Below are 14,094 nucleotides of genomic sequence, written 5' to 3' on the forward strand. Positions count from 1 at the left end.
ACTCCTTATTATCTGTATCTACACCGGCAGCATTTCCAGCACGAGCAGATTCCAATCCATAAACCCGGCGTGGCTCAACGGGATGCCGGAGTCGGGATGGTAATATTCATGCAGGGTACCGTTCGCCGCAAGATCGCCGGCCAGCAGACGAATCGTCTTTTCCGCCAGAGCGTCCGCTTCGCGTTTATAGCCGTAGGCCTGGAATCCCTTCCACGCAACATAGTTGTTCAAAGACCAAACCGGCCCCAGCCAATTGCTGGGATTACCGCTGAATTCCAGCGAAAACATGGGCTCTTCCGCCGACAGCGAGCGTACGCCGCAAGTTGCATGAAAACTCGCGTCATTCAGATAATGCCGCCGCATAAGAATTTCTGCCTGAGCATCGGTGGAAAGCCCGCACCACAGCGGCATGAACCCGGCAAAGGTCTGGACTTTCAGCGGCAGACACTGCCATGACATCGCCATTCCCATCGGCACATTGGGAATCAGCTCCGCGCGGCGATCCACGCACTGCACATCAACGGCGTAATAAAACCCGTCCCGCCGATCCCAGCAGTATTTTTGAATGCAGGCGCCTAAATCCGCCGCCCGCTGATTCAGCATGTTCCGGTCTGCGACACGGCCTAATCGTCCGGCCAGCTCTGCCGCAGCCAGCAGGTCATTGTAATACAGGCAGTTGAGAATAAGACCGGCGGAAGAAAACGGCGGACGTCCGAAGATCGCCGGATCATTATCCACAGCCACCGCGACATCATTACCCCAAACCAGCAAACCAAGCGGAGCCTGATAGCGGGTAATCCACGAGTCGTAAAACCGAAGCAGACCGTCGAATCGTGATTCCAACCATTGCACATCATTCGATTCATTGGAAATCAGCAGGGCAAGCTGAGCAAAAACCGGTTTGGCCTGATTGATTTCCAGATTCTCTTTTTTTAGGCAGCCAAAAAAGTCTGAGCTATCTGCGTTCATCATAATGGGCAGACGTCCTTCATCGGACTGGTAATCGAAAAAATTGTAAAAACTTCCCTGCGCGTGCTGGCAGATTTTTTGGCATAGCGTTTGATCGCGCAAACGGGCGGCCAGCTCGAAAAGCCCGCGGGCGGTCCAGAGCGTATCCCAGTCCCACAGCTCCGTGCCGTAACATTTCCCCGGGATAGCCGCCGAGATGCTCGGATGGCGCAAGATGCCTTGGGCGGATCGCAACAGAGTCGGTCCTGTTTCGGAAAAATAGTTCAGCAGAGAATTTCCCGCCTGCGACACAGACTGATGCATAGGGACCCTTTGCTTAGTTAAACGTCAAAAATGATCATAAAAAAACGGGGAAGAAACTTCCCCGTTTTCCGCAGTCATCAGATTGTCTTAGCGACGCATGCGACGGATCAACATCACCGCCAGCGCACCAACGCCCAGCATTCCGATGGTGGCCGGTTCAGGAACCGCGTCCAGACTGAAGTTGTCAAACGTGGCAAGACCGGAAGTGGCATACATGCCGCCCAGCCCGTCCTGAAGCTTCTTGAATGTTCCACCTACCGTGACATTATTGGTTGTATAAGCCATTGTGCTAGTCGTCTTATCAAAGACGCTGATATTAAATATGTACGGATCGACGGAAGAGACCGTGTAGGTGTACACGTGATTCGAGACATACGACACTGCACCGGCTTTGTTTACAATCGAACCGGCCTGTTGAACGAAATTTGAAAAGACTAGAAACTGAGCTGCACCGTTCCCTCCAACGCGGAATAAATAGTAACTGCCATTTTCCGCGCCGCCATCCTGATAGTTAAAAACTAATCCGGCATAGGATGTCGAGTTAGTCGAGTATTGGTTAATATCAGCGGACAGTGTGAAGTTTGTTGCAGCTCCGGCATTAATGGTACCTGCAGCGGTATTGAGCAACATCGCCTTGGTAAGAAGGGGTGCCGAAACGACGCCCATATCCACTTCGTTATTAAAAATACGATATTGCGTGTTGGTATCATCCGTTCTGGCCGTCTTCCAGTTTGATCCGATGCTCACGGCGATCTGCGCATTATTGGTCGCAAACGTCGTGTTCGCACGGTTGAAGTTATCCGTTATCAAAACGGCCTGAGCGGCACTGCATACCATACCCATCATCAATGTTATAATTATCTTTTTCATCTTTATTCCTTCCTGCTGTTTACTAACTACGATTCGTTACTCCTTCTTCACATCTTCTGTTTACAACGTATCGCTTGGAACATTTCCCCGCCACGGTCTTTTGCGTATTGTTTTTAATGTTTTCCAAACACCAGAGTTACCGAGAAAAATGAGATTAATTACCGGCGGCAGTCCGTAGCGGCTCACATACGATGTCATCAAAATACGCAACGCCACAGGTTGAATAGACGCCACCGCACCCATCAACATAGCTGTGCTGAGCATCCGCAACCTCTTGAGCAAAGAGAACCTCTCCGCTTTCTGCATTTTCAATCGTCAGCTTGAACGCGTAAGGTGCCACCGACCGGATTGTCAGCTTATAGGATGTTCCTGCAACCTGCTTGAATGCATTTGCCTTGTTAAAAACCAGCTCCTTGCTGTTCTGGCGTAAAAACTGAACTCTTCCATCGCCGCTGAAACGAAAAACATACTGCTTTTCGCTGTCCTGATAATTACAGCACAGGCCGGCAAACGCACTCGCACTCTCCGTTTTGAGCATCACAGTTCCGGAAAGCTTAAATCCGGCTTTGTCCGTATTTTTGGTAACCATGGCTGCATGATAAAGAACCGGGAATGGCGGTGTTGCAGAGCCCTGTGTGTTTAGCCGGTTTTCCGTAATTCTCCATTTACTGCCAGCGTCGGTTTTCCACCCTTCACCAAGCTGTTCCGATGCTTCTTTTCCGACGAAAGCGGTAGATTTGCGGTCAAAATGGTCGGTTACGGTTCCAGCCGCCACCGGGGTGTCTGTCACGGCGGAGGCCGGACGTTCCGCAGTTTTCTTCGGCTGCCCGCCCCGCTGAATCATCAATGGACTTTCTGCATCGAACTGCTTGCGCAGGTCTTTTACGACGGGTTCATATTCGGGATTCGAAATCAGATTGCGGGTTTCGTGCGCATCCTTTTCGTAGTCGTAGAGTTCTTCGGCAATGGTGTCTCCGGTAGGATTAAGCCAACGGACATACCGGTAGCGGTCGGTGCGCATGGAGTATCCGGCATTCGGATGCTGCCAGTTGCGCCGGTTCATGGTGAATGCGGCGGTTTTCCATGGCTGATCTGGTTTGATCAGCAATGGCATCAGGCTCTTTCCGTCACACTGCGGAGGAATCGCAAGTCCCGCCAAGTCGCAAAGCGTGGGGAAAATATCCACCAGCTCGACCAGCCGGTCAGTCCGCTCTGGAGTCAACGACGGAGCACAAACGATCAGCGGGCAGCGGGCCGCGGCCTCATAATCGGTATCTTTTCCAATGATGCCGTTGTCGCCAAGGTGGAATCCATTGTCGCCCCACAGAACAATCACCGTATTGCTCTCCATACCGAGCGTCGTCAGCTCATTCAGAACCTTTCCGACTTGCGCATCGATAAACGAGCAGGCCGCGTAATAGCCGTGCGTTATACGTCGCCGGACTTCATCAGGAATCGGGCCGCTTTTGGGAAGATCGCTGTATGTGCGCGCTTCAAAGGAATCGTGTGCGGCATAGGCTGGCGCGCCCTGCGGGAACGACATATTTTCCGGAACAGGCAGCTGCTCCGGATCATACAAGTCCCAGTATTTTTTGGGAACAATCAGCGGCAGGTGCGGCTTCAGGAATCCGACGGCCAGAAAAAACGGTTCTTCCGAACCTTGGAACCCGCGCAACACGCCGATCGCTTTGGAGGCCAGTTCACCGTCGGGATAGCCTGCTTCATCCGCGTCCGCCGCTTCACTGAATGGTCCAACAGTATAAACGTACTTCTGGTGTTCTGTGAATTTTTCGCCCGCCGCCTCGCGGGCCGCGATCCCCGCCTGCCGTTTTTTCTGATCCTCAATATTCTGAGGAAGGAAATAACCCCGGCCCGGAATGTTTTCCCAGCGGCTCCACGAGGCGGGATCGGTGTTGGCCATGTGATGAAAAATCTTGCCCATGCCGACCGTCTGGTATCCGTTTTCGCGAAAGTACTGCGGCAAGGAAACCGTATCCGGAACCGTCTGCCGGAAATTCAGCACATTATCCTGCACCTTACTGTGTTCAGGATACATTCCCGAAAGAACGCTCGCCCGGGACGGGCCGCAAACCGCGAACTGACAGTATGCGCGCCGGAATAAAACACCCTGTCCGGCCAACCGGTCGATGTTCGGTGTTTTCATCTGTGCGTTACCGTAGCAGCCCAGCTGCGGACGCAGGTCATCCACCGCTATGAATAAAATATTCGGGCGAACCGTTTCTGCCGCCGGTGCAAGACTGGCGGTTAATGCAGAAAACCGGAGCGCATTGAAAAGCAGCTTCCGGTGTGGCTTATGCCTTCGCACGAAAGCTTCGGAATCCTGTTTTCTCTTCACTATCTTCCTTTCAGTAAACATACGAATTAGTACGAAGTGTACACGTTAAAATTATCTCCGATATAGGACATCGAAAACACAGGCTCAGAAGCGATGGGGATACGCGTTGCTTCAACGCCGACGCAGGCCTCTTTCAGCACATAGTTGTTTTGATCGGTGGAATAGTTTGTCGCGCCCATTTCGTAGGTGTTCAGATAGTTATTAACGTCCGTGATCAGATTGGCCAACTGGGTGCGCGACACCGAATAGGCAAAATACGCTTTATTGGTCGACATCACGGTTATCTGACTGTTCGACGACGTCGCCAGTTTGGTGCAGTACTTAGTTCCCGGCCCGAAATGCGTCACTCCGCACATCTCACCTGTGGGAACACGAACAACTCTTTCTCTTGAGATTCCTGCACCAATAGTCTGGGTGCCGTCATACGTCTTGAAACCACGCGTATCAAAAACCTGCGTAATTAATGTCAGCATCTGGCCGGTCGAAACATCCTGAAACAGCATCGTAATCACAGACCAGCCTACCGGACCTACCGTTGGAGAACTGCCGCCGCCGTCATACTTGGTCACGGCGATATTCGCAGCAACGACAAGGCTGGCCGAAGAGCTGTATCCAGAACTAAACACCGCAGGCGGAGTCGAAGGACTATAGCTGTACCGCAAGGTCATCCGATCACCGCTTCCCGTCCATTCCGTACTCTTCATATAGCCGCCCCAGTTCTTCCCTGAAGCTTGCAAAGCGGTTTTGTCGGTGCCGACTGCATTGTTCTCACAAACCTGAGTCTTCGTCTGCCAGTAAGGGCTGGGAGGATTGTATCCGGTTTTCTGCCAAACCGGCCAGCCAGCCACAACCTTCGGTACATTTCCTAAGTTGAAGGCACAGAAGTTATACTGATCTTTGGGCGCACCTGGAGTGTACGCGGTTCCAATATGGGTAACTGTATCGCCGTAAAAAGCTGATTCCGTAAGGTTAGTGATCCCTGCGGTATCCCGGGTGTGGAGATATTGAGCCGCGTAACAAGACACACCGGAAAAACTGAACGCCATAATGGATGCGGTAAAAAACAGCGGAACAGCCAAAACAAACGGCAATTTATTTTTTCTCATAATTCCCCTCCTGTTACGGTTATTTTCACATCCTGCATGGACTCCCTTGCCCCGCATTGTGACTGGAAAATAAACCGGCGAGACGGGTTTCACCATATCGGTTTCCGTATAATTATTAATGAATTCAACACCTTGGAAACCACTGGAACAAAAAAGCCACCAAAAAAAGGTGGCTTAATCTGTCCGCAACGCCGGACGGAGTGAATTGATAACGCTCTAATTCGAAATAAGATACAGTCCAAGCGTCCGGATCTGGATCGTCATATCCAGACTGAAGTTGTCGAACGTGGTAAGTCCGGAAGTGCCATACATGCCGCCAATCCCGTCCTGAAGCTTCTTGAAGGTGCCGCCTACGGTAAGATTGTTGGTTGTATAAACCGTCGTGCTGGTCGTCTTATCGACGACACTGCAATTATATACGTATGGACTGACTGAGGCGACCGTGTAGGTATACACATGATTCGAGACATATGAAAACGCACCGACTTTGTTCAAAACCGAACCGGCCTGCTGAGTGAAATTCGAATAGACCAAAAACTGAGCGGTACCGTTCCCTCCAATGCGGAATAAATAGTAACTGCCATTGTCCGCGCCGCCATCCTGATAGTTTAAAACCAATCCGCCATAGGATGTCGCGTTAGCTGAGTATTGGTTAATATCAGCGGACAGCGTGAAGTTCGTCCCTGTTCCGGCATTCAGGGTGGCCGCCGTCGTATTGAGAAGCATAGCCTTGGTAAGAAGGTTTGGCGCAACGGTACCCATATCCACTTCGTTATTAAAAATGCGGTATTGTGTGTTGGTACCACTGGCATCATCCGTTCTTGCCGTCTTCCAGTTCGATCCGATGCTCACGGCGATCTGCGCATTATTGGTCGCAAACGCCGTGTTTGCGCGGTTGAAATCGTCGGTAACTGTCAATGCTTGAGTCGCGCAACAAAGCATCGTTGATATCAAAATCATTGTCACAAGCTTCATATTCATCTCCTTTATTGTCCGTTATTGAGCTTCAGAAGGCGTCATTTTAACGCGGTAAAATCGATTTGAGAATCCATTTCTCTCCGAAACGATATTCTTCCATGACCCATCGCCGGTCATATTGTAAAAAACAGGCACCCAAGCTGAGTCCTTGAGATTATCCGTTGTTTCCAGCCGATAGCGGCGCCCCGTTGCAGATGGAAAGCCAATCTGTACAGTGGTTCCGGCCCCATTCAGCAGACCGACCCGGAAAACCGACCCGCCATTCAACGGAGCAGTGCCTGCCAGATATTCCTGCAAATTGTTAGCACCGTCGCCATCTGGATCAGCTCCGGACGCCGACTCACTGTTGGTGGTTGTTCCATCGCCGCCAAAAGACGCGGCCCTCCAGCTATCCGGAACTCCATCGCCGATGCTGTCTATCGTCCGGTAAACGGCGGTTACCGTTACGTTTTGCGTTGGCATACCCAATGTAGTGACGGGTGCAGAGGCATCAACCAACTGCTGGGTTGAACCTGACCAGTGATCAAAAACCTGACCGGACGGCGCGGGATTTGCCTCGATCATAAGAATCGATCCGGCCTGCGAGGTGCCGCTGCCATAGCCGTTGTTGACCGTCAAAACGTATGTCGCATCGTTTGTGTTACGGTAGGTGGCAAGCAGATAAAGGGCATGATCCGGCATGGTGACGGTTGCGTTGGACGCATTCGGATTATTAATTTCTGATGCCGCACCGATCCAGCGGTCAAACACTTTGCCAGTAGCCGGCGCATTGGCTGTAATAAGTTGTGTCGCGCCGGGAACCAGTTTAGTCGCGCTGCCGCTGCCGGACAGAATATCCAGCCGGTACGCCTCATCGGTATAAAAAGGCACTGCGGGCAGTCCGGCTGCGTTGTAAAGCTTGTTGGATCCGGAAGGTGCGGCGGCGTAGCAGTAGCGGACATACACCGGTGAGGCCACCGTCGAATTAGAAACGACCACAGTATCTGCCTCGATGACTGCCGTGGCATTCGTGAATACCTTATCGGCTCCCGCAATTTCAAAATTCTCCAGCGGCCCGCTCACCGTTACGACCGGATTTGTGCTGGCTTTGAATCCGGTAATCAACCCGGGCTCTGCGCAGTCAAACACCACCCGGATGGACGATCCCTCCTGTAGTAACCGCTGATAAATCGGTCCGCTATAAACAACACTCTGGTTAAACTCTTTTTTCAGAGCCCACTGCGCCAGACGAAAACCTACATCCTGTTTGTTGAAAGGATGAATATTCACTGCACCGTCGTTTCCAGTATCAATCGTTACGGCCATACCGGTATTTGTTTCAGAAAGAAATCTCCGCTGCGCAGAACGCATACCCGGCCAGTCAACACCCGTCGTCCATGTTGAAAGCTGGACATAATAAAACGGGAAATCACCCTGCCCCCAAGCCTGCCGCCAGCCGCGCACCAAGGCCATCATTTTAAAGCGATAGAAATCAGCTTCGCTGCTGTTTGCTTCGCCTTGATACCAAATGGCTCCGCGAACGCCGTAAGGAATCAGCGGAGCAATCATGGCGTTGTAGATGTCGTGGAATCCGGTCAGTCCGCCTTGTCCCAAATTCTGTCGAAGGCCGGCAACTTCCGGAACCATTGTCAACCCGTCGGGAGCAATGAACCGCTCGATTTTTTGTCCGCCCCATGCACAGGCCAGCAGTCCAACCGGCACTCCTGTATTCAGATACATGCTGCGCGCAAAAAAGTATCCGACAGCCGAAAAATCAGAAACTGTGGCCGGACTGCAAAGCCTCCACCCATATTGAATGATTGGCTCGTCCAGTTTCGTGACAACGGCATTCGTTCGTACTTGGAGATACCGGATCAGCGGGTAGTTGGCCGCAGCAACCTCCTCGGCTCTGGCGGTTATGCCCCCGCTTATAGGCAGATACATGTTGGACTGGCCAGAGGCCAGATATACGTCGCCAAAAAGAACATCACTAAACAGAATATCCCGCTCACCCGGTGACGAAATCCTCAGCGTATGCGACTGTCCGCCGTCATGAGCATGAGAACCAATCCAAGCCTGCCAGCGTCCGGTTTGATCCGCCGTGGCGGTGCCGACTTCGACGTCATCCAGCTGAACGGTCACAACGGCTCCAGACGCGGCGAGACCCCAAACAGGAACATTCATATCCCTTTGTAACACCATGTGATCCTGAAATAACGAATGGGCGAAAAGCTGGACATTGGCCAGCGGCGCGGTGATTTCCGCCCACGTTGCAGCGGTTCGTATATTGTCAATGGTGGCTTGATCGTCTGATCCTGCCGGACGGAAGTCGCCGGTCGCCTGAATACGCAATTTGCCGACTGAGGCGAGCTTAACGGAAACTCCGGACAACGATGGATTGGTTTCCGAAAAGCTGTTTGAACCGGTCAGGTCGTACCATGCATCCATTTTCCCGGCGCCGGTATCAATCCGCATGATGACTGAAACGGCACCGGTTAAGGAGATACTCCCAGCCATCAGTGTTTCGGTGAGTCCGTCCGGCGCAGAAACTCCGTTTTGGTCATGGAAAAATATACCGGCGACATTGGTTCCTGTTTCATCCAGAAAAGCCATACCCAAAAGGGCTCCACTGTCATTTCTGTAATCAGACAGATCGTAGTTGAAATCATACCGCAGGTACTGAATGCCCGATAGCGGGTGAGCCGCAACGGCATCCAGTATGGTTCCGTCGGTCCACATTCCGCCGCTTCCGGCAACACTGCCGACGCTTACCAGTCCGCCGACCCCGTCCGCCGCCAATACACCCAGCCCGCCGGATGAAAACTGTGCGGACTCGGTGCCTGAATTAATGGCTTCAGACAGTGTCTTCCCGGCGGGATCCACCTCAAAAGTCCACTCATTCAGAGAACCGGACGCAACAACTGCCGCCCCTCCAGTCAGAAGATAGAACAAGGATAAAATGGCAACATGATTTTTCATCAAATTCCTCTGGAATAATATCTACACGAACCAACCCAATCGACCATCAACCGCCGAATGGGAATCGATTCCTCAGTCTAAATTACGGGTTTTACTTCAATTATCTCGAATGAGATGTCATCAAAAATCGCCGCCCCGCAGGAGGAGTAAAATCCGCCGTAGCCATCGGTATAGACTTTCTTATTGTCGGTAACCTCTTGCGAAAAAACGGTTTCGCCGGTACCGGCATTTTGGATGGTTAGTTTGAAAGCATACGGCTTTTCACACAGCACGGTCAGACGATACGCAGTACCCGGCACATGCTTAAACGCATCAACCTTGTTGAGTACAGCGTCGGCGCTGTTTTTACGGAGAAACTGTACAAGCCCCGCTGCACTGTAACGAAAAACGTACTGTTCGTTGCTGTTTTGATAGTTGCAAACGAGTCCGGCTAACGCCGTTCTGTTCTCTGTTTTCATCGTAACAGTTCCGGAAAGCATAAACCCACTGCCATTCCCGGGCTTAGTGACCATCGCTGTATTGTAAATAATCGGCTTTGGAATTTCTGCGGGAACTTTGGAGGTCAACTGCTGGTTCAGAATGCGCCACGCTCCTCCCGGCGATTCGGTTTTCCAGCCTTCGCCGATCTGTGCCGCTTCATCCTGAGTGACAAATGGTGTGGACGTCCGGTTGAAGTCATCACTAAACTGCGCCGCTGAAACACAAGCAGCTACTAAAACAACAGATAAACATAATATCTTCGTTCTCACTTTAACCTCCCGTGATGTTTGATTTAAATTTAAAATTCGAGTCTCTGTATATTGTCACTTCCCCACTGATGACGACTACGTGATTTCTCGTATATAATTTAATGATTTCCAAACAGGCTCCATCCTATTGCTTTTATTTTAAGTGATTACGACCCATTGCACTCACGAACAGCGTTCAGCATGGCAATGATATTTTCCAACGGGGTTTTCGCCTGTACGTTATGAATGGCATCGAAAATAAAACCGCCGTCCCGCGAAAATATTTTGCAGCGCTCCAAAACCTGCGCGCGAACTTCTGCCGGCGTTCCGAAGGGCAGCACATGCTGAGTATCCACGCCGCCGCCCCAGAAGACGAGCTTGTCGCCGTAACGATCTTTAAGTGTCTGAGGATCCATGCCGGTGGCGGAACATTGCACCGGATTGATGATATCGAATCCGGCATCAATGAAGCGCTCCATGAAATTTTCGACCGCGCCGCAGGAATGTTTAAAGGTTTTCCAGTTGGTGTTGGCGTGAATCCAGTCGTTCATGCGGCGGTAATACGGCAACCACAGCTCATCAAAAGCCGCCGGAGAACAGAATGAGCCGGTCTGGGTTCCAAAGTCCGTGCCGCACATAAAAATCACATCCATCAAACCGTCCAGTACCGGCGCGGCGCGTTTCAGATTTTCCAGCGCAATATCCGTCTGCCGGTTGAACACCTCGTGTACGTAATCCTGCCGCGCAGCGGTGGAAATATACCATTCCGAAATATCACGGATTCCTTTCGGTGCTTTGAGAAACGGCGCCGGAACCAGCGCGATGTCGCCAAGAGCTGTTCCGCCGATTCCACCAACCACGGCGCGGCCAGTCGCGGCGGATTTTTCAGCGGCGGTTTTAAGTGTGAAGATCTGTTTATCCGTGAGCAGAGTAAACTCTTCAAGGTTGTCATCAGGATTCAAGTTGTCGTCATCAATTTCCGGCTGGCGGATAATGCTGTCAAAAAAGTATCCGCCGTTCGGCAAATGGCCGGACGGCCCGGCCGACCGGTCGCCCTGCGGATAGATATAGAGCCCCTTTTCGTTCTGCGTTACCTGAAAGCCGCCGGGAACCAGCACCTCCTGCCCCCATGGCGTCCGCCACTCTTTCCAGTCGGTGGCAGGAAAGCCAAATAACGTCGAAAGGGACTCCATGCCGACGACATCGACACCGATTGCATCAAGCAAATCATCCTCGATCAGGCCGAGCATTTGACAGGGCTCATGAATTTTGACCGGCTGTTTTTTCAATCCGTAGTAGTCCCGCAACTCCGCCACGCAGGTACAGTGCATTCCGGTTACTGCCGTTGAACCGAAGTCCACCGATACGGGCCCGTTTTCGTGATTCAGAGCTTTGAGTACTTTTTCGCGCGATGTCATCTTTTTCTTCCTTTAATTAAATTATTTTTTACAGATCAGCTGCCACCCAATACGGTTTTCAGCCGCCGTTACAACCCGGGTTCCGCATCCAAAACAAAGTTGTCAAACGAAGCAAGACCGGACGTGGCGTACATTCCGCCCAGTCCGTCCTGATGCTTAACTACATTGGCGGCCAACGTAATATTTTTCGAATAAACGGTGGTGCTGCTCACCGTGTCGAAGATGTTGATATCAAAGGTATACGGGTCGGCTGAGGCGACAGTAATCGTATACGGACGGTTCTGGACAGCGGTAAAAGCCCCCACTGTATTGATCGGGCTCGCCTGCTGAACGCCATTTGAATAGCAGAGCATCTGCACGGTTCCGTTTCCAGCCGCACGGAATAAATAGTAATTACCCGCATCCTGATAATTAAAAACTAAACCCATAAAGGCGGTCGAAAGAGAAGAATCTTGCTGCAACGTGGCAGACAGCGTGAAGTTGGTTCCCGCCCCGGCATTCAAAGTACCCGTAGCCGTATTGATCAGCATCGCTTTTGTAATGAGTGCTGGCGAAACGATACCGATATCCACTTGGTTATTATAAATGCGGTATTGCGTGGCTTCATCCGCCGAATTTCCGCGCTTCCAGTTTGTACCGATCTGTGCGGCAATTTGCACGTCATTGGTCGCCCATGTACCCTGATTTGCACCGGTAAAACTGTCCGTTACCACTGAGGTCTGAGAGGTACTGTCGGATTGATTATAGAACATCACATGATCCAGCTCGAACGCTCCGTTAGTCGAATTCAGCAAACTGAGTTGCAACTGCCTCACCACGCCGCTCCAGTTGGTAAATGAAGTCGCCATATTAATTTCATACGTTTGGAAAGCCGTATCATTTGATGAAATTGCAAAGCTTTTCGAGTTGGTGACGCTGTCTGTATAAAAGCGAACCGTCAGGTATTTAGTGTCACTTTGATTCTTCATCCGGACAGAAAGACACGGATAGTTGGAGGCCTCCATAAACATCGGCGTCCAGGAACTGGTAATAATGTAATTGGGCCAGTTCGTAAACGTTGAGCGTAAAACGCCGTTGGTTATCTCCAAAGAAGTCACATTCCCGCCGGGCCGCCATGCAATTCCGGGCGAAAAATTATTAAAATTCCAGCCGTATGTACGGGCTGCGTTATCGACTCTGGCGCTAACTCGGTAAAAATCGGCTTGTGAGACCCCGGTCGGTATAAACGTGTTATAGGAAGGGTTCCCAGTTTGGTTGGTATAAATATCGGCCCAGCTGTTGGCTAGCAAGTTGGAAGTCCACTGCACACGGTAACGCCGCCCCCAGTCACCTGACCAGAACAGGGAACGATCCGGTAAATCTGAAAGATATAATCCTTCCAAAACATCCTTCGGGTCTGTTCCGGCCACGAATTCATTATAATCGGTCAGCCCATCAGAATCATAATCGGAAGTGTTGCTGGCTGTGTCCAACGAGCTGAACTGTTCATATTCCCATGAATCTTCCATGCCGTCGTTGTCGGAATCATATCCGTTGGCATGAATGTCATAAAAAGCCTGACGAATGGCAACGTCTGTTCCGATTGCCAAAAATGTGTCGTATTCCACTGAACAACCAGCGGTTAATGTAAATTGCCGGGTCGGTGCAAAATAGGAACAGCTGGGAGCAGACGGGCCGGTTGCCGATCCGGCGTTATATCGGTACGCAACCATTTTCCATGAATCAGGCGTGTAAATTCCTATCCCTGACCGGGACGCCGTATTCACATAGGCGGCCCAGTGCTCCGTCCGGTCATGATATTCTAAGGCCGGTGGATTGGCCGGGGCCACTGTAACGCTCGTCAGAGCTTCGTTTTCCCACGGATGAGCTCCTTCGTAAAAAACCAGATCGGCCAAAGCATAATCGACAAAAACGGCAGGCATTTCCTGTGACTTAAACGTGACCTGTGAACTGCCGGAATATTTCATCCGGTTATGGATATGAGCCATATTCCCCTTGAGCGTAATCCACTCCTCCATTTCCACTTCAGGAAGCGAAGCCCCCGTCGCCCAATGACAGGGACGGATCTTGGCATAAATACGGCCCCCGGAGTTGGTAAAGGCCAGCAAGGTCGCCGGCCACTGATTGAGATATCCGCCACCTTGCACCGGATTGTACGCCCAGTCCTGCCCTGCCCAGGAAGAGCCGTCGCTGTCACCGTAATAGGATTGCTGAATAAACCGTCCGTTGTCGTAATTATTCAGCAGATTGGCTCCACTGGATAATGAGAAATATCCGATGCAAGCACCGCGATCCTTATCTACACCAATTTGAACGGTTCCGTTCGTCAGATACGACCAAGTGACCGCCGACGTGTCCATCACGCAACACACACAACAAAAAATCAATACCGACAGACTTCTCATATC

The 14,094-nt window shown here is 51.3% G+C and carries 9 protein-coding genes; all 9 read right to left on the reverse strand.

Translation table 11 applies throughout. The features are described 5' to 3' along the window. Positions 1 to 18: 18 nt before the first annotated feature. Complete coding sequence (locus HOO88_06045) at positions 19 to 1,272, reverse strand: hypothetical protein (GenBank protein NOU36312.1); 1,254 nt, start codon at positions 1,270 to 1,272, stop codon at positions 19 to 21. Between the two features lie 87 nt (positions 1,273 to 1,359). Beyond that, entirely contained in the window at positions 1,360 to 2,142 is a 783-nt protein-coding gene (locus tag HOO88_06050; GenBank protein ID NOU36313.1) for a PEP-CTERM sorting domain-containing protein, read from the reverse strand. 154 nt (positions 2,143 to 2,296) lie between these two features. Then, on the reverse strand, positions 2,297 to 4,498 hold the full coding sequence (locus HOO88_06055; GenBank protein NOU36314.1) for a sulfatase: 2,202 nt from the start codon (positions 4,496 to 4,498) through the stop codon (positions 2,297 to 2,299). A 26-nt stretch (positions 4,499 to 4,524) separates the two neighbouring features. Next, positions 4,525 to 5,604: a hypothetical protein gene (locus HOO88_06060; protein ID NOU36315.1), complete on the reverse strand. Its 1,080-nt coding sequence runs from the start codon at positions 5,602 to 5,604 to the stop codon at positions 4,525 to 4,527. 216 nt (positions 5,605 to 5,820) lie between these two features. Beyond that, positions 5,821 to 6,579: a hypothetical protein gene (locus HOO88_06065; protein ID NOU36316.1), complete on the reverse strand. Its 759-nt coding sequence runs from the start codon at positions 6,577 to 6,579 to the stop codon at positions 5,821 to 5,823. A 21-nt stretch (positions 6,580 to 6,600) separates the two neighbouring features. Beyond that, positions 6,601 to 9,540, reverse strand: coding sequence for a hypothetical protein (locus HOO88_06070; protein ID NOU36317.1), 2,940 nt, complete (start codon positions 9,538 to 9,540; stop codon positions 6,601 to 6,603). Between the two features lie 77 nt (positions 9,541 to 9,617). After that, positions 9,618 to 10,289, reverse strand: coding sequence for a hypothetical protein (locus HOO88_06075; GenBank protein NOU36318.1), 672 nt, complete (start codon positions 10,287 to 10,289; stop codon positions 9,618 to 9,620). 146 nt (positions 10,290 to 10,435) lie between these two features. After that, complete coding sequence (locus HOO88_06080) at positions 10,436 to 11,686, reverse strand: methyltransferase (protein ID NOU36319.1); 1,251 nt, start codon at positions 11,684 to 11,686, stop codon at positions 10,436 to 10,438. 68 nt (positions 11,687 to 11,754) lie between these two features. Continuing rightward, the gene (locus tag HOO88_06085) at positions 11,755 to 14,091 is read right to left on the reverse strand and encodes a hypothetical protein (GenBank protein ID NOU36320.1); all 2,337 of its coding nucleotides are present in this window, start codon (positions 14,089 to 14,091) and stop codon (positions 11,755 to 11,757) included. Positions 14,092 to 14,094 lie beyond the last annotated feature (3 nt).

Source organism: Kiritimatiellaceae bacterium, from assembly GCA_013141415.1.
In the GTDB taxonomy this organism is placed as follows: domain Bacteria; phylum Verrucomicrobiota; class Kiritimatiellia; order Kiritimatiellales; family Tichowtungiaceae; genus Tichowtungia.

Bases quoted from the DNA above. Each gene is read 5' to 3' on its own strand.
- HOO88_06045 (NOU36312.1), bottom strand. From the start codon at position 1,272: ATGCATCAGTCTGTGTCGCAGGCGGGAAATTCTCTGCTGAACTATTTT.
- HOO88_06050 (NOU36313.1), bottom strand. From the start codon at position 2,142: ATGAAAAAGATAATTATAACATTGATGATGGGTATGGTATGCAGTGCC.
- HOO88_06060 (NOU36315.1), bottom strand. From the start codon at position 5,604: ATGAGAAAAAATAAATTGCCGTTTGTTTTGGCTGTTCCGCTGTTTTTT.
- HOO88_06065 (NOU36316.1), bottom strand. From the start codon at position 6,579: ATGAAGCTTGTGACAATGATTTTGATATCAACGATGCTTTGTTGCGCG.
- HOO88_06070 (NOU36317.1), bottom strand. From the start codon at position 9,540: ATGAAAAATCATGTTGCCATTTTATCCTTGTTCTATCTTCTGACTGGA.
- HOO88_06080 (NOU36319.1), bottom strand. From the start codon at position 11,686: ATGACATCGCGCGAAAAAGTACTCAAAGCTCTGAATCACGAAAACGGG.
- HOO88_06085 (NOU36320.1), bottom strand. From the start codon at position 14,091: ATGAGAAGTCTGTCGGTATTGATTTTTTGTTGTGTGTGTTGCGTGATG.